Source organism: Ligilactobacillus hohenheimensis (genome assembly GCF_947381805.1).
Lineage (GTDB): Bacteria > Bacillota > Bacilli > Lactobacillales > Lactobacillaceae > Ligilactobacillus > Ligilactobacillus hohenheimensis.
Genome location: NZ_CANCXC010000001.1, coordinates 533,561 through 556,476, shown reverse-complemented (window position 1 = coordinate 556,476; position 22,916 = coordinate 533,561). Strand labels below are relative to the sequence as shown.

Below are 22,916 nucleotides of genomic sequence, written 5' to 3'. Positions count from 1 at the left end.
GGTGGTTAAACCGCGACAACGAGCAGTTCAATGTCTTTCCCTCACTCTCTTTTTCATTTAATGAAAATTGATTATGAAACAATCAACGCCTATTTTACGGCACGGGTCCGCCGTCCGCAACGGGTGAAATAGCTTATAAGCGGGCAAGTGCGGTAAGATAGGGGTAGTTTACTGAAAGAAGGGTGAAGGATGAAGTACCTTAAGATTGCGGTGACTCCTGGGATGGAACGGCTAGTACCACCGGATTGGGAATCCGTAGCACTAGCGCCAACACTTAATCCGGCGGAACTAGCAACGATTGTCGTTACGGACGCCGCTTCGGCTGCCATGGCTCAGCGGTTGGTTGAACAGTCGGGGTTATCAGTGCCCGTTGTTCGGGTTTATGCGGCAGCGCAACCAGCAACCGTTCAGCAGCAAATTGCGGATACTGCGGCGGAATACGTTCACCAGAACGTGCCGGGGTTCTTACGTGATCTTGTGGCGTTTGCTGACCAACGACCGGTAAGTTTTACCACTCCGGGACACCACAACGGGCAATACTACGGTCTTCACCCGGCCGGCGTTGTCTTTAACCGGTTCTTTGGAAACAACATGTTGTATGCTGACACGAGCGATACGGTTGCTGAGTTAGGCGATACAATGACGCATGCCGGAACACCCCTGGAAGCGGAGCAAAAAACGGCGGCGGTTTATCACGCGGATAAGGCGTACTTTGTGCCTAACGGGACAACGGGGTCAAACGATATTTGCGTGAGTGCGGTGGTGCGGCCCGGTGACCTGGTTCTATTTGACCGGAACAACCATAAGTCTTTGTATAACGGGGCGTTGGTGATGAATGGGGCCCAGCCTGTTTACGTTCCCACCGATCGGAATGCGCACGGGTTAATCGGTGGCATGGATCCTGCAATGCTGACCCAGGAAAAACTGCGGGCGGCCGCCGCTCAGGTTGACCCACAAAGGGCTAAGCAACCGCGGCCGTTTCGGATGGCGGTTGTTCAGTTGGAGACGTATGATGGGGTGTTTGCGAACGCCCAGTGGCTCCTTGACCGCATCGGACAGTTATGTGATTATGTGTTGTTCGATTGTGCCTGGGGTGGGTACGAGCAATTTGTTGACGTGCTTGCGGACCTAACACCGTTGACCCGCACGTTTGGTCCCGAAGATCCGGGGATTCTCGTTACCCAGTCACTCCACAAACAGCAGCTTGGAATGGGGCAGGCTTCCCAAATTTTAAAGAAGGATGCGCACATTAAGGGGCAAAAACGGTACGTCGACCACCTGCATTTTAATAACGCATACTTAAAGTACGTAACGTCGAGTTATAACTATCCGCTCTACGCCTCAATGACGGTTAATCCGTACGTAGCGGGGAGTTCAGCCAACCACGACTGGTGGCAAGCGGTGATGCAGCGGGGGATTGCGGCCCGAAAACGACTTTTACGGGAGTCGACACTCTTTAAGCCGTTAGTTCCGTCAACGATTGACGGGCACCCGTGGGAGCAGGTTCCTGACGACCGGCTTCTGCACGACCCGCAATGTTGGGAGTTAACGTCAGCGGGCCAATCCTGGCATGGTTTTAAGAAGGTGGCAGGAGGACAGGCCCGGCTTGACCCGCTGAAGTTGACGATTACCACGCCGGGAATTGACGAAGCTACGCAGACGTACACTTCTTCCGGAATTGCGGGGGACATTGTCGCGGAATACCTCACGGAGCACGGGATCTTAAAGGCTAAGGCGGACCTCAACTCCCTCCTGTTCTTATTGACTCCAGGTGACACAACTGCGGATTTGGATCAACTTGTAGACGCTTTATTGGCCTTTGAACGACTTTACAATGAAGATGCCCCGCTTGAAGAGGTCCTTCCACGGTTAACGGCCCGCTATCCGCAACGGTATGCGGGATATTCGCTTCGTCAATTGTGCGATGAAATGCACGCGTATTACCGGGCTCACCAAACGTTTAGTCTGCAGCAACAGCTATTTAGTAAGGATAAGATGCAGGAATACACCCAAACACCGGCGCAGGCTGACCTGGAGTTTCGGCGGAATCACGATGAGCTGGTTGATCTCGATCAGGTTGTGGGCCGAATTGCGGCTGAAGGGGCGTTACCGTACCCGCCAGGCGTGTTTATCGTGGCACCGGGGGAAAGGTGGCGGCCAGTTGACCAGCAGTACTTCCAGGTTTTAGTTGGCGCGATGGAGCGGTTTGCTGGTTTTGTGCCCGAAATCCAGGGAGTCCATTATCAAGAGCGCCCAGACGGTCACATTACTGTCAAATGCGCTGTCTTAACCGAAGAAGAAACGCTACCCAATTCAGACGACTGATGATAAGATGATTAGCGGAAAACGGATAGGAGAAGGGTGAGAAAATGGCAAATAAGAACCGCGCCACCTGCGTAATGTGTGGCAAATCATATACAGCATTGGAAGGCTTCTTCATTAAAAGCCTGGGAAGGGATTTAGTGGAAGCAATTAAGGAACGCAACCCGCAGGTGCGCCCGTCTTCGTTTATTTGCCTGAATGACCTTCAGCGGATTCGGTTGCATCAAATGGAACAAACCATCAACCGTGACCTGGATTCAAACCGAAAGATTAACGATAAACTCGAAAAGGAACTTAATAGCAACACCTACGTCATTAAGAACACCAACGAAATGAAGGTGACGTTTGGTGATAAACTGGCCGACTTAATTGCGAAGTACGGTGGGTCGTGGTGGTTCATCATTGGCTTTTGTATTTTCCTGTTCTGCTGGATGACGGCCAACACGCTGCATATCTTTGGGATTCACTTTGACGAGTACCCGTTCATCCTGTTAAACCTGTTTCTGAGTTGTTTGGCGGCCTTCCAGTCCCCAATCATCATGATGAGCCAGAACCGGCAGGCTGAACGTGACCGGTATGACGCCGAAAACGACTACCGGACGAACATGAAATCGGAGATGGAAATCCGGAACCTGCACGAAAAGATTAACCAGTTAAACGAAGTGCAGTGGCCCCACTTGTTGGACATTCAAAAGACGGAGATTGAAGTTTTAAACGAAATCGAACTAGAAATCCAGCAGTTAAAGGTTCGCCAGGATGAGCTGGTAAGAAGCAGGCAGCGGCAAACGCGCCACCGGAGCAGGCGAGAATAAATTACTGAATTTAAGCCTAAAAAAACAGGAGGTGATGACGAAAGTCACAACCTCCTGTTTTTGTCTAGTTTGTTTGCGTTCGTTTTTCCCGCATAAGGTACCACGAGAAGAGCACGATAATCCCCACCGCAAGGCTACTGATAATTGCGACGGCCAAGTGGGTTCCCACGGTCAGGGAGCGGGGAATTCCTGCCAGAACAACGCACAGGGTAACGGCAATGGCCCCAGCCACCTGCCGGAGGGTGTTGTTCAGCGCAGTTCCGTGACTGTTTTCTTCTGGTGTTAGGTCTTTAAACGCCTCAGACATCGCCGGTGAGAAAATCAGGGAGTTTCCCGCCAATCGGACCGCGTAGTCAACCGTAATTAACCAGAGTGGGGTGTGTTTGCTCATCCATACGAGTGGAAGCGTCGCAACCAAAATCAGTGCGGCGCCGAGGAACACGGGATACTGCGGTCCCGAGTTGTCGTACCACCGCCCGGCAAAGACCGCGACCGTTGCGTTGACAAGCGCTCCCGGAAGAATTACTAACCCCGCGACAAAACTTGAGGTTCCCGTAACGCCTTCCGTAAAGACCGGAATAAGTTGTTCGGTTCCTAAAAGAATCATGAATGCGAGAATGCAGATGACTGTCATGGTTGAAAAGGAGCGGTATTTAAAAATTCGGAGCTGCAGGACCGGGTTGATTAACTTAAACTGCCGGACCGCAAAAATACTGAGAAGAATAACCCCGCCGATCAGAAGAAGCCATGCCTGGTGAGCATTGGTGGTAAACGTGGTGATGCTGGTCAGGGCCATGCTGGCGCCAACGAGGGCCAACCCGACGGAAAGTACGTCAATTTTGATATTACGGGTCGGGGAGAAGTTGGGCAGTTTTACGAACCCAATCACCCACACGATGACCATCACGGGCAGGACAATGATAAATAGCCAGCGCCACGATAAGACCTGCAGAATGAATCCCGCCACGGTGGGTCCGATTGCCGGTGCCGTGGAGACGATGAGGCTGGAAATTCCCATAATGGTCCCCCGTTTTTCCGGCGGATAAATCGAAATCAGGGCCGTCATGGTGTACGTCATTAAGATACCGCTTGCGCTGGCCTGAACGAGGCGGGCTAGCAGAAGAAGCCAAAACTGGTGAGCCCAACATCCCATGAGGGTTCCGGTGATAAACGTGCCGATGATGCCAAGAAACACGGTCCGGTTCGTGAACTTCTCGTAGAGGTTGGATGAAAGGGGGGTAACGATCCCGATTACCAGGGTATACCCCGTTGTCAGCCACTGCGCGGTATCAAGGGTAACGTGCATTAAGTGCTGGATTACCGGCAGAGCGGTGACCATCATTGTTTGACTGGCAAGGCTAAAGAAGGTTGCAGTCAACAGGATTGCCGCCACAATAATTCGGGTTTGCTTACTAATTGTTTTTTGCATGGGAAATCCTTTCTTGGTAAGGGCTACACAAAAAAAGAACCCACCCACACAAAAGTGAATGCGTTCTTAGGAAGTTGTGGGTAGCACCAGATAACCGTAATTGCTACGGTCATTCTACCAGTAATTACGGCAGTGATGCAACCTAGTGCTGGTCGAGGGGAACGTCACTGGACGGCTTCCGCTTCAGGAGGAACCAGCAACCCACCGTTGACAGGACAAAGATTACCGTGATGACACACAGAAGGCGGTGGACCCCATCATAGTACGCGTGCTGGATAAGCGGCAGAATGTGGGGTACCCGGGCGAGGTGCTTGGCAAGTGCCATTCCGGCAAACGGCCCGGCGGTGACGATGTGCTGGGCGAGGACGGAATGGTGAAGGCCGTTCATGATACTGGTCCGGTAGCCAGCACTTAGAATTAATCCCTGAACAACGATTCCAAAACAGTTGCCGAGCTGCCGGAACACGCTGTTGATTCCAGAAGCCATCCCCATGTTTTGGGGGGCAATGTTTTCCAGGGCCGCGTTTGAGATGGCAGGATTAATCCCAGCATTTCCCAGTCCCATAAAGATAAAGGCAGGAATTAAAACCATCCAGGTAAGGTGATAGCCCAACATGACGTGCATCAGGAAAAAACCGATTCCTTCAAGGAAGAGGGCGGCGCACGCAATCAGTCGGTTTCCAATCCGCCCGACCAGGTAACCAACAAACGCGCCAAGGACCAGTGGGAACGCGCTGATTAATAGCCGTTGGCACCCGACTGCCAGTGGTGAGTAGCCCATGTAGTCCTGCATGAGGATTGTCATGTAGGTGAAGAAGGCGAACAGGCCGAAGGAAATCGTAGCGGCCGCAACACACGAACCGACAAATGTCCGTTCCTTAAAGAGGGCGAGGTTCATCATCGGGTGTGGCACGTGGATTTCCCACAGAATGAAAATGCCTAGCAAGACGACTCCGGCAACCAACCATCCAGCAATTTGGGGTGTCAGCCAACTTTGGCTCAGGTCGTTTTCCTTATTAAGCAGGCCAATGACGATGCAGGCGACGGTCAGGGTACTCAGCACCATCCCTAAGAGGTCCACGTGCCGGTCCGTTGCGTGGAATTTTTCGGTAATGTGCCGGATTCCCAGGTACATCGCAATTAGGCCAACCGGAATGTTAATCAGGAAGATTGCCCGCCAGTTAAAGTACTGCACGAGAACCCCACCGACTAGTGGTCCGACCGAGGTTCCAAACCCGACGATACTTCCCCAGATTCCAAGGATGAAGGCCCGCTGTTTGCCTTCGTAGTTATCACCGACTAGGGCCATTGAAAGGCCGAGAATGCCGGCACCACCGACACCTTCAATTCCCCGGGAAACATTGAGAAATAAACTGTTGGGGGCCACTGCACACAGGAGCGATCCGAACGTAAAGACCGCCATGGAAAGCAGGAAGAACCGTTTCTTTCCATAAAGATCGCCGAGTTTACTAATCATAAGGATACTAATGGCGTACGTGGCGGTGTACGCGTTCACAATCCATTGCGTGCTGATAAAACTCGTGTGAAATTCCTGCTGGATGGTTGGAAGCGCCACGTTGACGATGGTGACGTCAAGCATTGCCATCAAAACCCCCAGGCCAATTGAAATGAGAATCAACCAGCTAGCCTTATGGGGCTGCTGGGTTTGGGTTGATTCCGAAACATCTTCGTTATGCATCATAGTCACTTTCTCTCCGAAAAAAAATTAGCCGCGGGGGTTAGCGCCGTCCGCGATTCATTGAATATAATACTCGTCACTTTGTTGCCAGTCAACAAAATAGCGGTGAAATAAGGGAAAAGCTTCCGTGAAGTTTGCGCGGAGGAATGGGCGCTCGCGCAGGGAAATAGTATACTAAAGGAAACACTTAATGAAGGGGGCTTTTTGGTGGGCTTAACGGTAGTATACGGGGATGCAACGCGGGACCACGACCGCGCAGCATTAGCATTACTTCAGCAGGAACGGACGAGCCATCCGCAGGACCAACTGTTTATCGTGGTTCCTGACCAGGTAAAGTTTGAAGCGGAAGTGCATTTCTTACAGAGCCTTGCGGGCAATTCCGGGGAACCGTTTGCGGCGGGAAACGTCCAGGTCTTTTCGGTGAGCCGATTGGCATGGTACTTTTTGCGAAACGATCCGGCAATGCAGCGGTCAATGTTTAGTAGTGCGGGGTTGACCATGCTGGTCAGCGACCTTCTGCAACAAATTCCAGCGACTCAGCTACGGGTTTTTGCGGGGGAGCGCAATCATCCGGGGTTTGCCAAGCAGCTTGCTAACCAGTTAATTGAATTGCGGCAGGGGGGCTTTACCCCCGCAGACTTGCAGATCCTGCAGGACCAGGTAACGGATTCCACCCTGCAAGCAAAACTGGCTGATTTAACGACCGTGTACACGGCGTTTGTTCACGTGGACCTGGAAAACTACGTGGACCCGACGACGGTGACCCAGCGATTGGTGGACCACCTTAAGCAGCGGACGGATCTTCAGCAGACCAGCATTGCCTTTTTAGGATTTGATCACTTTTCAGCCGTAGAGCACGAATTGATCCGGGTACTCCTCTCCCGGATGCGGCAGGTAATTGTTAGCTTAGTAATGTCACCGACAGCCCGGCAACTGGTAGAAGACCAGGAGACGGTGGCACCGACTTACCTGTATTACCAACCGGTGCGGCTTGCCCGGCGACTCCGGGCAAGTGCGCGGCAGGCCCACGTGGCGGTTACCTGGAAGATGGCTCCTGTCAGGACGTTGGCGCCGGTGCTCCAGCAGATTGCCCACCAATGGGAAAACCGTTATACGGGTCAAACGCCGCGCCCAACCAGCACGCCAGCAAGCGCTGATTACGGCTTGACCGTAACGCAGTTGATGGACCGTGCCCATGAGGTGAAGTGGGTCGCCGGTCAAATTCGGCAATTAGTGGCCACCCGACACTTACGGTACCGCGATATTGCGGTGTTTGTGCCGACAATGGCCCCGTACGCTAACCTAATTGAACCCTTCTTTACGCAACAGGACGTCCCCGTTTTCGTTGACCAGCAGCACCAGATGGGCGGGCATCCCCTCGTTGCCCTGATTACGACGCTCTTGGCGATATATAACGATGGTCAGCATTACGACTTTACGCTGACGATGATGATGCGCCTATTAAAAACCGAGCTGCTGGTCCCGGAGTTCGGCGATGATGATGCCGATAACCGGCACAACCTCGGGACGTTCCGGGCAACGTTGGACGTTGTTGAAAACTACCTGTTGGCCCGGGGAATTAATCACCTTGCGGCCTGGAAGCAGGAGTGGACGGTGGTTCCGGTTGAAGTTGGAATGAACCCCGCAGACCGCCGCGCCGCTGACCGGGTTAACGCCAATGCGAACGTTATCCGGCAGACAGTGGTGGACTGGTTATTGCCGTTTTTTGATCAGGTGAAAACGGCAAAAAGCGGAACTGAATTTGCCCAGGCTCTCATGGACTTCTTAGTGAAAAGTGGTGTTCAAACGCAGCTGGAAGGATGGCAACGGACAGCGGAATACGTGTCCACGACTGCCGAAGAACACTTTGGGTTCGGCGGTGCCACCGCTGATCCGACCCGGTCAGAGCAGGTGTGGAACCAACTATGCCGGTTACTAGACGAATACGTGGTTACGCTGGGTGACCGCCCGTTTGACGTGGTGGCCTTCACGCAGTTGTTTACGGACGGGTTTGCAACTGCCACGTACAGCCGAATTCCGGCCATGCTTGACCAGGTAATTGTTAGCCCCCTGAACGGGATGCACCTTCGTAACAAGAAGGTGGTTTTCATCATGGGCGCAACGGCCGCGGACCTTCCCGGAACGGTGACGCAAAATACCATTTTAAGCGCGGATGACCGGACGGCGTTGGCTGCCCAATTACTGGAGGATGATGGTCCCCAGTTAGCGGACGGCGCTGACCTCAAGATGGCCACAGCGCCGTACCGGTTGTTGCGGGATTTGTTGGTGGCAACGGATGCGCTGTTCGTTACTTTCCCGGTAAACGGTCGGGATGGGGCGACCTACGACGTTGCCCCGATGATTGCCCAGATTGCGACGTGGTTAAACGTGACGGTCAACCGGGTGCGGGCAATTCCTGCGCCGACTGATTCGTTGTTACCGTACGGGGGAACGGCGCAGGGAATGCTCGGCGAACTTATTGCGTTGTGTCGGCAGGCCCTCCAAGAAGGCACACCAACGCTCAGTGACGGATGGCGGGCGCTCCTTCACCGTCTCGGGACCATCCCTAAGGCGCGGGCTGCCCTTGCCGGGTTAACCTACGTCAACGCAGTGCTTCCGGCGAGTGCACCCGTTAAGGGAGAAATATCGTTTGATCCGGCGGGGGACAAGCAGCTGGCCCCGGCGTTGGTTCCGTTGCTTTACGGGGAACGGTTTCGGGGATCAGTTTCAAGTATTCAGGAATTTTGGCAGAACCCGTACGCCTTTTTCCTCAATCACGGGTTGCGGTTGCGCCCCCGGCCCGTTTTTAAGGTTGACCCGCTAAATACGGGTAATTACCTGCACCGGGTGATGGAAGTCTTTGTAAAGGAGGTCGTTGCGGCGGGCGCGACGCTGCGGACGCTACCGCACCACGAGTTTGACCGGTTATTTGCGCAGGCCATTACGCAGGTGCAGCAGGAGGATGACTTTGCCGTTTTCCACAATTCAGCACGGAACCGGTACCTCCAGCACCGAATGAACCAGACGCTTCACGGCTTAACGGGCGCTTTTTACCGGCAAGAACGGCGCCAGCCCCTCTTTCCGGTGGCGGCAGAAACGAAGTACAGTGGGCATAACGCTCCGTTGCGGGCCCTGCACCTGGGAAGTGGCTCCCGGCAAATGAACGTTAACGGGAAAATTGACCGGATTGACGTGGTAACGACTCCGACCGGGCAGTTGTACTACAACGTGGTGGACTATAAGTCGAGTAACCCGGCCAATAACTACCTCGACCACTTCATTGTGCGGCTGAAAAACGGGCTATCGCTGCAGCTACTTACGTACTTAAACGTTTTGCGCCAGCCCAATAACCAGGCTAAACTGCACGAATTAATTGAACAAGCGGGGATCCCCGCGTTTGTTCCCCACAATGCTTCGCCCAAGCTTTTGCGGGGCAGTGGAACTTACGTAACGGTGCGGAGTCCCCAGGTGGGGCAGTCCACCGTTAAATCAGGAACGACGCCGCTTACCGTGTTAAACGACCAGTTCAAGTACAGTGGATTATTTACGGCGGACGAGGATGACGGCTTCCTCAACGCGCTGACGGCGACTATCATGAACATTACGGATGACGGGCAGATTGTGACTCAGGCAACCACCACGCCGAACGTTGAGCAGTATGGGCTGGGAACGACTAAGAATAACGTGTTTAAGGGTCAGGGAAAGAGCCTGATGCTGACGCCGTCAGACTTTGCAATGCTCCTGGATTATGACCTGTATAAACTTGACGCGGCCCGGCAGCTAATTTATGACGGGGTAATTTCCATGTACCCGTACCGGCTGCGTACGAGTAACGCGGTCCAGCAGTCGGACTACCAGCAGGTAATGTTGTTTGATCCTGGACTGGGGAATACGTACCACGACCTGGAGCAGGAGGTCACGGCCCAGCCTAACAAACTAGCCGCTCAGTTACAGGCGCTCAAGAACGACGAACGGTTTATTCAGTTCAAACAGCATACCCGGAAAGAACAGGAGGACGCGACGGATGACAAGTAGTTTTATGGACCGGGCAACGCCTGCCCAGAAAAAGGCGGTTCTTCATGGTGGCCATGATATTTTGGTAGCGGCTTCCGCTGGCTCGGGGAAAACCCGGGTGCTTGTTGAACGGGTGATGCACCTCCTGACAACGAAGGACGAACATGGAAGGTACGGTGACCTTCGGCGGATGCTGATCACCACCTTCACGAACGATGCGGCCGCAGAAATGCGCACCCGGTTGCAGGCGGATTTAGAGGAGCGGTTAGCAACGATGAGTGCTGATCCGCAGGCCGACGCGCAGCTGGTGGCCCACCTTCAAGAGCAGTTGACCGCCGTCAACGTGGCGGATATTAGTACCCTCCACGCCTTTTGTTTACGGCTGTTGCAACAGTATTACTACGCCGTTAACCCCACCGGTGAGCCCAACGCCACCCTCGACCCAGATTTTCGGTTGCTGGCGGACGATGCCGAACGGGAAATCATGTGGGATGACGTGTGGGAGAAGGTGCGTGAGCGGTTTTACCAGGAAGCCCTGCGGCACCTGGATGATGAGGGGCTGCCCGTTGATGAACTGGGACAATCCTACGCAGACGTTTTAAACCTGTTAAGCGGTGACCGGGAACAAGCTGACGAAGCGTTGACGGAGGTGGTGGCGGCTTTAGATACCGCTGCGGGGGCGACCGCTCACCCGGACAAGTGGTTGCAGACCGTTCCGCGCCAGCTATACGCCATTCCGGAAAACGGAACGATTAATGATACCGCTTTTTGTCAAACCGTGGTGGCGCCGCTGTTTACCGCCACCATTAGCCGGACCAGGGAATGGATTGCGCCGATCACCGCGGGACTTGCGGCTTTGGCGGGGATGACCGTCGAGAAGCCTACTAAGGCGGTTAAGAAGATTCAAGAAGAGGTCCTTCCGGCCATGCAAGCGGCGTGGGCGGACCTGGAAAGACAACTGATGGCGTGGGATGACACCACGTCTCCTGACTGGGATACGATGGTGGCGTTGGTTAACCAGATTAGGGAAATCCCGAACCCGCTTAAGGATCTTAGTGTCAGGACCAAATTGGTTAAGGATCACCTTGATGATGTGTTATCGCCGGTCATTGTTGCGGCCGTTAACTTCTACCGGGCGTGGGGATTGGACGACAAACTACCAGGAGGAAAGACGCAGGTTATGGAAGTGTACGGGAATGCTCCTGCCAAGGACCGACAGGCAACCGCTGATCCGGTGGGGCAGTACCTGCAGCTTTCGGCAACCCACCTGACGACTTTAACCCGGCGAATGGCGGCGGTAATCGACCTATTGACTACGCTTACCGAACAATTCCGGACAGCCTTTTTGCGGGAAAAGTTACGGCGGCACGTGCTGGAATTTGATGATTTGGAACACTACGCCCTGCAATTACTGGAAAACGACGAGCTGTGTGCCTCCCTCAAGCAAAAGTACACGACAATCATGGTTGACGAGTATCAGGATACCAACGGGGTACAGGAAGCCCTTATTCAGCGTTTAGCCACCCACAACGTCTTTATGGTGGGGGACAATAAGCAGTCAATTTACCGTTTCCGGCAGGCGGATCCACACCTTTTCCAGCACAAGTACGATACGTTCCAACCAGCAGAAGACGGGCAGTTGCCAGCGCAGACTCCGGGGGAGTTGATTGTGCTGCAGCAGAACTTTCGGTCAGTGAAAAACGTAGGGCAGCTGACAAACTTCCTCTTCCGGCAGTTAATGGATAACCAGATTGGGGCGTTAACGTACGATGACCAGGCGCTGATGGATAACGCCAACCCGGTTTATCAAGCAGCAGGAAGGGCGGTGCAACAAACCCCGGCAGAGGTTCTATTATATGCAGAGGCGCCTGCTTCGGCGGACGATGCCGCGGACCCTGATTTGCAGGGAAACCAGGGCCAATTGGTGATGGTCGCCCAGCGGATTCGGCAGATGTTGGACCAGCATGAGACCATCTTTGACCGTCAGACTAAGGAGCGGCGGCCGGTAACGGCGGGCGACATTGCCGTGCTGGCATCAACCCGGACTAGCGGGGAAGCCCTGACGACGGTCTTTAAACGGTTTGATATTCCGGTGGCAGTTGACGAAACCACCAACTTCTTCCAGATGACGGAAATCAAGATTATGCTTGCGCTCCTGCAGGTGATTGATAACCCGCACCAAGACATTCCGCTGGTGGCGGTACTCCGGTCACCGTTATACGGCATCGACGAGAACGAGCTGGCGTTAGTCAAGGTCAATGGGCGCCAACAAACCGATTTTTATACGAAACTGACGCGGTATGCGTACCTCGTTAAGCACGACCGCAAGCAACTGGTGGACTACCACCCGGATTGGGAAGAAGATTTAATCGCCAAGGTTCAGCAGTTTTTGGATGACCTGACAGCTTACCGGGTTCAGGCGCACCGGGGCGACATTGCTACTTTGATTTGGACCATCTATAACCATTCGGGTTTTCTGGATTTTGTGGGCGGAATGCCAAACGGGCCCCAGCGGCAGGCAAACCTGCACGCGTTGTATGAGCGGGCCCAAGAATACGAGCAGACCAGCTTTAAGGGGTTATATCAGTTTATCCGGTTTGTGCACCGGTTGGAAGACCGGCAACGTGATTTATCCAGCCAAAATCCCCAGGAAGAGGCGGATAAGGTCCACTTCATGACGATTCACAAGAGTAAGGGACTGGAATTTCCGGTGGTCTTTGTAATCGATACTGACCGAAAGTTTCGTTTGGGGGAGCGGGACCCGTTTATTATCAACAAGGATATTGGGATGGGTCTGCGCCTTGCCGTTGATGGCGGGGCCGAACCGGAATTAGCGGGATTGGCCGTTAATGACGACGACACGGAAGCTGGTCGGGAAAACGAACACCTCATCGTTCGGTTTGCACTTCCCCAGATGCATTACCTGCAGCAGCAGGAAAAACTGCAGCTGTTAGCCGAAGAAATGCGTAAGCTATACGTAGCGGTTACCCGGGCCGAACAGAAGGTCATCATTACCGGGCGGCTGCGGAGTAAGCCAGAAAAAGTGACGCAGGACCTTGCTGAGCGATTGGCGGTTGCGAGCCAAACCAGTGCTGAGGTTCTCCCGTACGAGCGCCGGGCGACGGCAAAGTCGTATTTAGACTGGCTTTTACTGTGCCTGGGCCGAATGCCGAACGGAACCGCCCAGATTACGGTTCACCAGGTTAAGGATGGGGAGATGACCACCACAACAGGGCTTCCGGGATGGGAGCAAACAACAGTTCCACCGTTCTTTGCCACCCACGTGCCCCAACTAAAAATGACCGTGTGGGACCAACCATCCCTTGCGCAGGCCATTTCCCCGCAAAATCAGGGAATGACAGCGTACCAGCACCAGCAGCACGCCGTTGAATGGCTGCGGGCGCAGGATACGCTAGCGTCGTTGCCGGAGTCCATCCAGCAGGTCCTGGAATTCACGTATCCTAATGAGGCGGCCACGCGCACGGCGGCATATCAGGCGGTAACGAGTATCAAGCACTACTTCGATGATCCGGATAAGGCGGTAATGCCTGAATTAACGGTCACTGACCGGGTTCACCATTCTGGTCGGCGGGCGCCACGGTTTAACATGCCCCGCTTTTATCAGGGCCCAACGGAACAAAAGGAAGCGCCATTAAGCGCGCAAACGCTGGGAACCGCAACACACTTGGTATTCCAAAACGTTCCGCTTGCGCAACCGGTAACGCCGCAGGTGGTTGAGCAAACCTGTGCCCGGTTGGTCGCCCAGCGGCAACTAACCAAGCGGGTTGTGGCCGCCCTTGATGTTGAAGGAATCGTTGCGTTTTACCAAACAGCAATTGGCAAGCAGCTGTGGCAGTATGCTACAGTCGCTCACCGGGAAGCGCCGTTTGCGATGCTGTATCCGGCGAACCAGCTGTTTAACGATTCGACACTTCCGGACCAGCCTGTTTTGATTCATGGGATTATTGACGGGTATATTCCAACTAAGGAAGGAATTGTCCTGTTTGACTATAAGACCGACCAACTCGCCACGAAGCCGGGCGGGTTGGAGCAGCTCGCAACCGAGTATCAGGGACAGCTCAACCTGTATGCCCAGGCCCTAACCCTCATGACCGGGCAACCAGTTATTACCAAGGCGTTATATGCGGTGGGTGCCCGGCAAATCGTTACAATTAAGTAGTGATAAAAACATTCTGGTGATTAGTCGGATGAGGGGATGATGAGGTGTCAGTTAGAAAAAACGGGGTTGCGGTTGTCAGTGCCAGTTGCCTTGGGTTTATTGGAATTTTACTGGGCGCCTCCCTGGTGGTGACGTTTCCCACGTTAATGCGGCAGTTTGCCGTTTCGCTGGCGGTCGTTCAGTGGCTTTCGGCAGGCTACTACCTGGTAGCAACCATCACGATGAGTACAACGGCATACCTAATGAAACGGATGGCGTTACGCCGCCTCTTTTTAATGGCGGGGGTGCTCTTCATTCCGGAATGTTTGTTGAGTAATGATTTCGCATTTGGTAACTTTTTGCGTATAATAAAAACGATGAATGATTTGTTCTTCATCGTCCTGGTGGTATATGACTATGGATAAGGCTGGTCGTTTCTACCTGAAGCCGTAAACTTCAGACTACCTCGGGTGATGGTGAAGTTCGTGATTGCATGCGGTGGTCGCAGGACTGCCGCTTTTGTTTTATCGTCTTTAGACCTAGTTAAGCACAGAAACCGTGCGCAATAAAAACCACGCCTAAAAGACGTGGTTTTTACTTTTACGTTTCCTTACTTGTACGAGGCAATTTCAATTAGGTTGTCATCTGGATCACGCAGGTAGATGGAATGCATTTGTCCCTCCGATCCCTGCTTGGCAACCGGTTCACTTTCAATCTTCACGTAGTAGCTCTGAAGGTGCCGGTAGACGTCTGCCAGGTCATCACGGGTAACGATGCACAAATCAGCACTGCCGACGGTTGGGTGGGCAGCTTTACGGGCATTCCGGTCGGCCTCCTGCAGGCGAATAAGTTGGTGCCCGCACCGCAGTGTCGTTACTTCTGCGGTACTCTGTTGTTGGATGACTGGCATGTCAAAGACCTCGTGGTAAAACCGGGTCGCCTGCGCTACGTCGCTTACCGTCAGGACAATGTGATCAATACGACTAATCTTCATGGAAAATCCTTCCTTTGGTTAATGATTATCAGTTGGGGTGAGGAGTTGCTCGTACGCAATGCGGTTGGGGTCAGTGGGTTCGTCAATGATTTTGATAAATCCACACTGGATAAACCCCGCGTTTACCGCCGTTTTTTGCATTGGGAGGTTAAGCTGGTGCGTGTCAATTCGCATGCTGTGGTAGCCATTTTGCCGGGCGCGGTCAACCAGTAACTTTAGAAACGGGGTGGCCATTCCCTGTCCCCGCATGCTCCTTGCAAGGGCTACCCGGTGAATTGCGCAGTAGTTGGTGCCCGCAGTGAGCCACTGACCGTCAATGTGCTGGTAATTTGGGTCGGCCCCACCAACCATGGCGGCATAACCAATTACCGTTTGCTCCTTTTCAAGGACGTACGCAACGTGGTGTTTAATATCAGTGGCAATGGTCGTACTATTCGGGTAACCGTTTTGCCATTGAGGGCTGCCAACCTGCTTTAGGGCGGCGATGGCCCCGTTAATGATTTCCATTATTACCGGTTGGTCATCTGTCGTTGCTAATCGAAGTTGCAAGTTAGTCCCTCCTCAATTGTAAACTGTCATCATTGTACACAGGCCCCCGTTATTACTGCAAGCGCCGTTGCCGTTCTGCCTAAGAATTCGTATAATTTAGGGGAGATTAAACGAACGGAGTTAAGAATTGTGCTGTACGTTATTTTGGATTTAGTGGGAATTGTGATTGCCAGCTTACTGAGTCAGCCGTTGAAACACGTGTTAACGACCACCCAAACAAGTGCGATGCTGGACGCGGCAACGCTGTGTGTGGGCATTATCGGAATTCAGGGAGCCATTACCACTAAGCAGCCGCTCCTCATGTTGGTTAGTCTTGTTTTAGGAACACTGGTGGGCTATTGGTTGGATATTGACGGTCGATTTACGGGAGTCGGTCACATACTGGAACGTCGGCTTCACGCGGCAAACGAAGATTTTGTGACCGGGTTTGTCGCTGCGCTGATGATTGAGTGCATTGGTTCAATGGCGATTATCGGCCCGCTAAACGAAGCGCTGAGCCATAATCCCGATATTATGCTAATGAAAATTGTCCTGGACGTGCTGGCGTCGTTAATTTACGGGGCGGCATTTGGCCCGGGCGTGTTGTTTGCGGGACCATTCGTTTTTGCTTACGAGACGGTCATTTATTGCGCGGCTGCGGCGCTCCACCCGTTTTTAACGACAGCGGTTATTACGGAAATCGGGGCGGTCGGTTCGGCCCTCCTTGTTGCGCTAGCCATTGACGTATTAAAGATTCGTCAACTGAAGGTGGCAAACATGTTGCCCGCCCTGTTGGGCCCGCTTCTTTATGGGTTATTGCTCGGGTTAAGGTAGTTGAAGGGTTTGCTGCCGGCGTTTTTCCGGGAGCGCGCTATACTAAAAACGGAAACTAAGTAAGGGAGTGCAGTATGGTGGAACCATTAGATTATTCACGGTTGATTATGGCGTTGGAAATGATTAAGGGCGTGGGGCCGAAAACTGCCCGGCAAATTTTAGCCCGGATTCCCGCTGCCCGGCTTGCGCAGGCGGGCTGGATTCCAGGGTGCCGGGTTGCAGCGGTCCGCAAGCAGTATTTGGCCGGCAACCTCGACCCGCATAAGTGGCTCGATATTCAACAGGACGCCGCTGACTTACTGGCCAAGACGGTTAAGGATGGCGCTCAGGTAATTAATTACCAGGAAGAGGCGTACCCGCAAAACATGCGACGGTTGGTGAACTTCCCGCTCCTTCTGTACGTCAAGGGGGATGCGGCGGTGCTTAACACGCCAAGTGTGGGCTTTATTGGAACCCGGCGTCCCACGGATTTAGGAGCAAAGATGAGCCGGCGAATGGCACAGAAGTTCGCAACGGACGGCTACACGGTGGTGAGCGGCCTTTCAATTGGCACAAATACCGCTGCACACCGGGGCGCCTTGGATGTGCCTGACGGGAAAACCGTTGCGATTCTAGGAGAAAGCCTGGAACAACCGATTTATCCGCCAGAAAATGAACCCCTGGCGGATGAAATCATTGCCCGGGGGGGCGCGCTAGTGTCATCGTTCCGCTACGGTACGGCTGCGCGCCGGCAGTTTCTTGCGGCCCGCGATGAGTGGGAAAGCGGGATAAGCGACGGCTTGGTGGTCGTTGAAACCGACCAGAACGGAAAGACCGAAATGGCCTTGCAGCACGCGTTTAAGCAACACCGCCCGGTTGCCATGTTAGACCACAGTCAGTGCCCGCAGATTGACGATGTGACTAAGATTCCTGAGGCCCTGGGCAATCAGGAATTCATTAAGGCCGACCGGGCCATGCCGCTCTGGCAGGAGGATAGCCTGGAAGTCTTTGAGCGACGGATGGCGAGTGCCCGGCGCCGGCGGTTAGCAGAACGACCGGCAACGCCGCAAAGCCGTCAAATGCACCTATTTTAGGAGGGAATCATGGAAATCTACTTTGCTGCTTCGATTCGGGGTGGACGGGATGACCGCCAGCTATATGAACGGCTCATTACGTTTTTAAACCAGCAGCACCACGTTTTAACCGAGCATATTGGGAACCCTAATTTAACGGCGAATACCGAAAGCGAGATGAGTGATCAGGAAATTCGGGACCGTGACGTTGCGTGGCTAACGGCTAGCGATGTGGTGGTAGCTGAAGCAACCCATCCAAGTTTAGGAGTGGGGTATGAGCTGGCAATGGCGGAGCAGTTGAAGAAGCCGACCATTATTCTGTACCGGCCACAAGTCGCGCGCTTATCCGCAATGATTGCGGGGACATCCTTCTTTAACAGGATCTATGAATACGAGACGGTCGAAGAGGCGGAGAAGGTTTTGGAAAGGGAACTGGCACGGTTAAAGTAGGTGCTTATTTGTGAAAAACAACAGGATTGTACTTAGAGAATCGGTAGCAGGATGGGCGTTTTTTGTATGCTACTTTTTGGCAATTTTTCTTTTACCCATCGCTTTTATTTTGTATTTTTCGTTTCACGAATCTTATTTTATTTTTTATGAGTCTTTTTTGAAAAACATAAAAGTATACGTCTCGATTCTGGTAACCGTAGCAATCAGCATGCCCGTATTTCTATCATTAAGTTCACCGTTAGAAATCGATTTCGATCGACGGATACTTATTCCTCAGAATCTTATTAGCTTAAACATAGGAGGAGTAGGCGATTCTACCAAGAGCGCAATTGAAATAAGTTTTGATGACATCTTAGCCATTGACGTTTCCGGGTTAAGTACTAATTTTATAAACTATAAATGTGCTGTTCTTACAGTAAAGACTAAGGAAATCCACGACTGTAGTATGAGTGATATTACTAAGGGTGCGAACGCCCTTACGGTAAGTTTGTATTACCTAACTCATAAAAGTCGTAAAGAGTTACGTTCGGTAATCGATAGGTTACAGACAGAATTGGGGTTAGGGTGAGTTAACTATTCTCTTTGTTAGATAATAATGCCAGGATAAAGGAGACGGGTTTTGAAGAAGAATAGGTGGATTGTTGTTTTTGTGTGCGTGTTAATGTTTTTTACCCCAACCGTTGCATTAGCACGTGGCTTTCATGGAGGCGGCCACATCGGCGGGGACCATTTTGGGGGCGGCCACACAACGCATACGTTTCATGACGATGAAGGAACGGGAGGCCATACCTTTCATGACGATAATGAAGATGAGGATGGGACGCACACTCATTTAGATGATGACGAGACGGATGATGAACCGCAATCGTTGGGATCAAGGGTAAAGGATACTGTTAATTATTTGATTCCGCGAAGCTGGCATGGGCACCATTCTCGGTACTATCACGTTGATAGTGCTACATACTATGATAACCAGGAAACGGCGCTGGACCAGTTGATAGACTGGCTGGAAGACTTATGCGTTGTTTACTTTGTATTTGCTGTGGTATGGGCGTTTATCCCGGAAAAGTGCAGGCTAAAGGTAGCGGTGAAGCGGATAAAAAACATGGTTAGCGGGTCAATCAGTGGTTTGTTAGGCTATAACGGTGCTGCGCCTGGAAAGCATGCAATGAATGATAATGGAAGCGATGGCGAATAAGTTGCGGGCTTCTATTAAGGAGAAAAAACGTCCCCCATTTTGGTGGTTGATAACAATGATTGAAGAAAAACGAGAATTAAAGAACCAACGTGGTGGTGAGAATCGCTCACCATTATCTAAAAAGCGATTCATTAGTCTTGTAATTGGGTTTATTTTGACCGGGTTAATTAGTTCGCTATGGTGTGCACGGTACGTCCTAACTGGTGCTGGTCCCTGGATATTGATTTTGACTTTAGGCGGAGCATACTTAATTTACATTATTCCGGAAATTTTAATGGGGATTACGCTAATAAATAAGAGTAAGCTATTGATAATAGTTTCTATAATTATTAATATTATTTATTTGTTTATTTTTAATGGTCTTTTTCAACGTCCACTTGTTTATGATGACGAGGGGGGAATTCAGTATCATTACGCTTTTACCTTGCGTTCTGTTTCATTGAGCTGTTTGATTATTAGTACCGCGTTAGGAATCATTTTATTGATCCTACTTAATCGCTCGAAGTGGTCACGGAAAAAGAATTGGGTTGCTTTATGGGCAACTGTAATTATTAGTTATGGATTAATTGAGGGGATTGGAATGATAACTACAACCCAACGGCAGTCAACATTAGTAATGATGAAAAAACAGTACGCTAAAAATCGAAGATTATACGAAAATGATCAGTTGTCAGGACTGAGTTCCTATGTAACCGGGATTAAAACAGCAAAGTTTGCAGTCATTCCAACTTCAAAAATTACTTTGAACTCAACAGATGTATGTAGGGATGATAGGGATGTGCAAAATCTTCAAAGTAATGTTGTTTTAATTGAAATCAACGGTAAGTCACTTTCAAGTTATGATTATGACTATCTAACTGGTGACGCCAGCGAACACGAACCATTTAGTAAACGGCAAGAATTGGCTGCTAAATACAATCTAACAATGCGACAGCACGAAAAAAAGAATCATCAAGCAGAAAAACACATTAAAAAAACGGAAATTCATTGGACAAAAAAGCAAATTTATAAATATCAGGGAATCGGGAATTAAAGAATAGAAGAATATCTCTTCGAGTAGCGATTAAAGTGCCCCCAATCTTGGAAGTTTGATCCACGATTGGGGGCATAGCATCACTGCCAGTTATTCAGTCAATTGAAAACTGTCTGCAATCAACGGAATAATTTTTTCAAGGGTAAACTGGTCCAAGATAATTGAAATCCAGTGTTCCTTGTTCATGTGGTAAGCCGGTTTGAAGCCGGCTGCTTTTTGTAAAAGGCTGATTTTTTCGGGATCCATTTTAACGTCGAGAACTTCTATTTCGTTGTCAGGAGAATTGCTTATCCCGACTTTTAGAGGATCAACGTTCATAACGAGGGCGAACCACTTTTTATTTTCTGGGTGGCGAAAAACGGCGTACTTAGGGTGTTTTTTCCACATGAATTCCGGAGAAACGTCATAGGTGTTTAGTAGGTATTCAAATAATTCGTCGCGTGTCATGGAGTACTCCTAAATTGTTCATTAACTAGCTATTGTTTATGATAGCATGGTAGTAAGAAAATTGGGATTTTAATCAGTAATAACAATGTATTCATTAGCTATGTGTTACCGTAACGTTAAAAATATGATTTTTTAAGTGTTAATAAGGCTGAACGATAATTTATAAATAAGATTGAGCTTTGTAAAGCACTCCAAAATAAAAGGGAGTTTTTAAAGTGAATAAAAAGGATAGGAAACATTGGAAAACGAAGAAAGAAGAATTTAATGAGTTTGTTGATTTTCTTCGCCATAAGGACTGGAAAAAATCCGGAATAGTAGGGTATTTTGTTCATAGTGATTACAATCAACCCGGGAATGAAGAAGCATGTTGTTTAGTAAGCGTAATAATCTTTTTAATTTCGTTCTGTTTCTTTCATGGGTTGAATTATTGTTTTAGACTTATAGGCATTTATTGGATTATTAGGAATTTGGTAGAAACCGTTATAGGTATTGTTTTTTGTTGTTTGGGTTTTTATATTGCTTTTGGTAAGAAGACTGATAGGCGCCATAATGAATTGAATAGATCTACCCGTATTGATTGGTTTGTACTTACAGTTTTTGGTATTTTGTTAGTGGTTTGGAAAGTTCTTTGATAAAGTAAAAGATAATTTATTCTATGATAGTGTGATTATACATATTTGATTACTTGGCTTATGTTTTCGTTCTCATGTTGTTCTCAATTCATTTGAGTTTTCGTGTCGGGCAGATTTTAATTTCTCAAGGTTTGCAGCAATTAGATCATCCGTCCGAGTTTTGAATTCATCAATTAGGTATGAATAAACGCGAGTGGTAGTAGTAATATCCGAATGCCCTAAACGTTTTGCTATCGCGTAAATATCAATACCCTCGGACAATAAATAAGCAACGTGTGTGTGGCGCAATGAGTGAAAGTGGAATCCCTTTTTGTTAATGGTGCAATCAACTAGACATTCACGCAATGTTTTGTTTACAGTTGCTGAAGTCGGGATTGTTTGGTATTGATTTTCAAATACCATTTTTTTACCGTTCTTCTTAAGATCAGATAATAAGGTCAATAATTCATCATTGACCCGGATAAATCGTTTGCTAGATTCGTTTTTGGTATCTTTAAAAGACTTAGTTGTGTCATACTATGCTTTATTGATTTCAATCGTTTTGAATTGAAAATTAATATCATTCCATGTCAAAGCCTGGATTTCACCTAAACGTGCACCTGTTAATAGGGCGGTCAGTATCATATATTTTCCAGTAAAATGCCGGTTACGTGTTTGAATCAAGTAATCGCATAACTTTTGCATATCATCGATGTTTAAGTATTCGATGGACCGGGTCTTATCTTTATTAAACGCAAGATCAACGTTTTCGATAAAGTCACGTTTAACATCGCCGTTATAAAGAGCTTCTTTAATGCAAGCATGATATAGCGAATTATACTTACTAACAGTTGATTTAGCGTGTTGGTGTCCGTATGTGTTTAAAAACTGGCGATATTTTTGACGATTAATTCGACTAATAGGAACACGAAGGTATTTGTGTAAAGCGTTATATGCCTGACGGTAAGTTAATTTAGTACGTTCACTTACGTTCGCTTCCTTAAATTGTTCAAACCAGTTCCAAAAATACTCAGCGAAAAGCGTATCGAAATTAACAATGGAATTACCGAGATTTAATTCGTTTTCCTTTTCGGTTGCCCAAATAGTAGCTTCTTTTTTTGTTTTAAACCCTAGTTTGCTTTTGGCATGGCGAACATGGTCTAAATCATAATAATAAATTTTAGCCTGCCACTTGTTGCCACGTTTAGTTATGATTGCCATGGAGATCGCCTCTTTTGTAGTGGGCGGAAAGTGTCATTGCTTATTGTTATTTCACAATATTATCCCAGTCTTTTTTTAATAGTCCGTGTATACATTTTAGCTGGTGTAACCAG

General features: G+C 50.1%; 16 protein-coding genes, 1 pseudogene and 1 riboswitch. Of the genes and pseudogenes, 11 read left to right on the top strand and 6 right to left on the bottom strand.

Going from position 1 to position 22,916, the window contains the following annotated elements:
• The first annotated feature begins 189 nt into the window (after window positions 1–189).
• The gene (locus QOR60_RS02760; RefSeq protein WP_283581829.1) at window positions 190–2,325 is read left to right on the top strand and encodes a putative ornithine decarboxylase; all 2,136 of its coding nucleotides are present in this window, start codon (window positions 190–192) and stop codon (window positions 2,323–2,325) included.
• Window positions 2,326–2,369: 44 nt separating this feature from the next.
• Window positions 2,370–3,134 carry a DUF1003 domain-containing protein gene (locus tag QOR60_RS02755; RefSeq protein ID WP_283581828.1) on the top strand — a complete coding sequence of 255 codons (765 nt, stop codon included), beginning with the start codon at window positions 2,370–2,372 and terminating at the stop codon, window positions 3,132–3,134.
• 64 nt (window positions 3,135–3,198) lie between these two features.
• Here QOR60_RS02755 and QOR60_RS02750 read toward each other — a convergent pair whose 3' ends face one another.
• On the bottom strand, window positions 3,199–4,563 hold the full coding sequence (locus QOR60_RS02750) for a DHA2 family efflux MFS transporter permease subunit (RefSeq protein WP_283581827.1): 1,365 nt from the start codon (window positions 4,561–4,563) through the stop codon (window positions 3,199–3,201).
• A gap of 142 nt (window positions 4,564–4,705) precedes the next feature.
• The gene (locus QOR60_RS02745; RefSeq protein WP_283581826.1) at window positions 4,706–6,265 is read right to left on the bottom strand and encodes an MFS transporter; all 1,560 of its coding nucleotides are present in this window, start codon (window positions 6,263–6,265) and stop codon (window positions 4,706–4,708) included.
• A 204-nt stretch (window positions 6,266–6,469) separates the two neighbouring features.
• Here QOR60_RS02745 and QOR60_RS02740 point away from each other — a divergent pair, with 204 nt between their 5' ends.
• The 3 genes from QOR60_RS02740 to QOR60_RS02730 all read left to right on the top strand — a co-directional run bounded on the left by QOR60_RS02740 (window position 6,470) and on the right by QOR60_RS02730 (window position 14,860).
• A complete protein-coding gene (locus QOR60_RS02740; protein ID WP_283581825.1) occupies window positions 6,470–10,297 on the top strand; it encodes a PD-(D/E)XK nuclease family protein in 3,828 nt (1,275 codons plus the stop codon).
• On the top strand, window positions 10,287–14,456 hold the full coding sequence (gene addA, locus QOR60_RS02735) for a helicase-exonuclease AddAB subunit AddA (protein WP_283581824.1): 4,170 nt from the start codon (window positions 10,287–10,289) through the stop codon (window positions 14,454–14,456). Before QOR60_RS02740 ends, addA begins: the two co-directional genes overlap by 11 nt.
• Window positions 14,457–14,500: 44 nt before the next feature.
• Entirely contained in the window at window positions 14,501–14,860 is a 360-nt protein-coding gene (locus tag QOR60_RS02730; RefSeq protein ID WP_283581823.1) for an MFS transporter, read from the top strand.
• Window positions 14,821–14,919, top strand: a riboswitch (purine riboswitch). It overlaps the preceding gene by 40 nt.
• Before the next feature lie 126 nt (window positions 14,920–15,045).
• Here the strand turns inward: QOR60_RS02730 and QOR60_RS02725 are convergent.
• Window positions 15,046–15,429, bottom strand: coding sequence for a VOC family protein (locus QOR60_RS02725; protein WP_283581822.1), 384 nt, complete (start codon window positions 15,427–15,429; stop codon window positions 15,046–15,048).
• An 18-nt stretch (window positions 15,430–15,447) separates the two neighbouring features.
• A complete protein-coding gene (locus QOR60_RS02720) occupies window positions 15,448–15,978 on the bottom strand; it encodes a GNAT family N-acetyltransferase (RefSeq protein WP_283581821.1) in 531 nt (176 codons plus the stop codon).
• Window positions 15,979–16,107: 129 nt separating this feature from the next.
• Here QOR60_RS02720 and QOR60_RS02715 point away from each other — a divergent pair, with 129 nt between their 5' ends.
• The 5 genes from QOR60_RS02715 to QOR60_RS02695 all read left to right on the top strand — a co-directional run bounded on the left by QOR60_RS02715 (window position 16,108) and on the right by QOR60_RS02695 (window position 20,524).
• Window positions 16,108–16,791 carry a DUF554 domain-containing protein gene (locus QOR60_RS02715; protein WP_283581820.1) on the top strand — a complete coding sequence of 228 codons (684 nt, stop codon included), beginning with the start codon at window positions 16,108–16,110 and terminating at the stop codon, window positions 16,789–16,791.
• 77 nt (window positions 16,792–16,868) lie between these two features.
• On the top strand, window positions 16,869–17,864 hold the full coding sequence (locus QOR60_RS02710) for a DNA-processing protein DprA (protein WP_283581819.1): 996 nt from the start codon (window positions 16,869–16,871) through the stop codon (window positions 17,862–17,864).
• Window positions 17,865–17,873: 9 nt separating this feature from the next.
• Entirely contained in the window at window positions 17,874–18,293 is a 420-nt protein-coding gene (locus QOR60_RS02705) for a nucleoside 2-deoxyribosyltransferase (RefSeq protein ID WP_283581818.1), read from the top strand.
• A 619-nt stretch (window positions 18,294–18,912) separates the two neighbouring features.
• Entirely contained in the window at window positions 18,913–19,491 is a 579-nt protein-coding gene (locus QOR60_RS02700; RefSeq protein WP_283581817.1) for a hypothetical protein, read from the top strand.
• Window positions 19,472–20,524, top strand: coding sequence for a hypothetical protein (locus tag QOR60_RS02695; protein WP_283581816.1), 1,053 nt, complete (start codon window positions 19,472–19,474; stop codon window positions 20,522–20,524). The genes QOR60_RS02700 and QOR60_RS02695 overlap by 20 nt, the downstream gene beginning before the upstream one ends.
• A 90-nt stretch (window positions 20,525–20,614) precedes the next feature.
• Here the strand turns inward: QOR60_RS02695 and QOR60_RS02690 are convergent, their stop codons facing one another.
• Complete coding sequence (locus QOR60_RS02690; RefSeq protein WP_283581815.1) at window positions 20,615–20,971, bottom strand: MmcQ/YjbR family DNA-binding protein; 357 nt, start codon at window positions 20,969–20,971, stop codon at window positions 20,615–20,617.
• Between the two features lie 215 nt (window positions 20,972–21,186).
• Between QOR60_RS02690 and QOR60_RS02685 the strand changes: the two genes are divergently transcribed.
• On the top strand, window positions 21,187–21,603 hold the full coding sequence (locus QOR60_RS02685; protein WP_283581814.1) for a hypothetical protein: 417 nt from the start codon (window positions 21,187–21,189) through the stop codon (window positions 21,601–21,603).
• Window positions 21,604–21,675: 72 nt separating this feature from the next.
• On the opposite strand, the pseudogene QOR60_RS06920 reads toward QOR60_RS02685, so the two are convergent.
• A pseudogene (locus QOR60_RS06920) lies at window positions 21,676–22,803 on the bottom strand (tyrosine-type recombinase/integrase).
• Window positions 22,804–22,916: the final 113 nt, after the last annotated feature.

What these genes read in the sequence shown, in the direction of transcription:
- QOR60_RS02760 (WP_283581829.1), top strand. Translation starts at nt 190, where the DNA reads ATGAAGTACCTTAAGATTGCGGTGACTCCTGGGATGGAACGGCTAGTA.
- QOR60_RS02755 (WP_283581828.1), top strand. Translation starts at nt 2,370, where the DNA reads ATGGCAAATAAGAACCGCGCCACCTGCGTAATGTGTGGCAAATCATAT.
- QOR60_RS02750 (WP_283581827.1), bottom strand. Translation starts at nt 4,563, where the DNA reads ATGCAAAAAACAATTAGTAAGCAAACCCGAATTATTGTGGCGGCAATC.
- QOR60_RS02745 (WP_283581826.1), bottom strand. Translation starts at nt 6,265, where the DNA reads ATGATGCATAACGAAGATGTTTCGGAATCAACCCAAACCCAGCAGCCC.
- addA (WP_283581824.1), top strand. Translation starts at nt 10,287, where the DNA reads ATGACAAGTAGTTTTATGGACCGGGCAACGCCTGCCCAGAAAAAGGCG.
- QOR60_RS02725 (WP_283581822.1), bottom strand. Translation starts at nt 15,429, where the DNA reads ATGAAGATTAGTCGTATTGATCACATTGTCCTGACGGTAAGCGACGTA.
- QOR60_RS02705 (WP_283581818.1), top strand. Translation starts at nt 17,874, where the DNA reads ATGGAAATCTACTTTGCTGCTTCGATTCGGGGTGGACGGGATGACCGC.
- QOR60_RS02695 (WP_283581816.1), top strand. Translation starts at nt 19,472, where the DNA reads ATGGAAGCGATGGCGAATAAGTTGCGGGCTTCTATTAAGGAGAAAAAA.
- QOR60_RS02690 (WP_283581815.1), bottom strand. Translation starts at nt 20,971, where the DNA reads ATGACACGCGACGAATTATTTGAATACCTACTAAACACCTATGACGTT.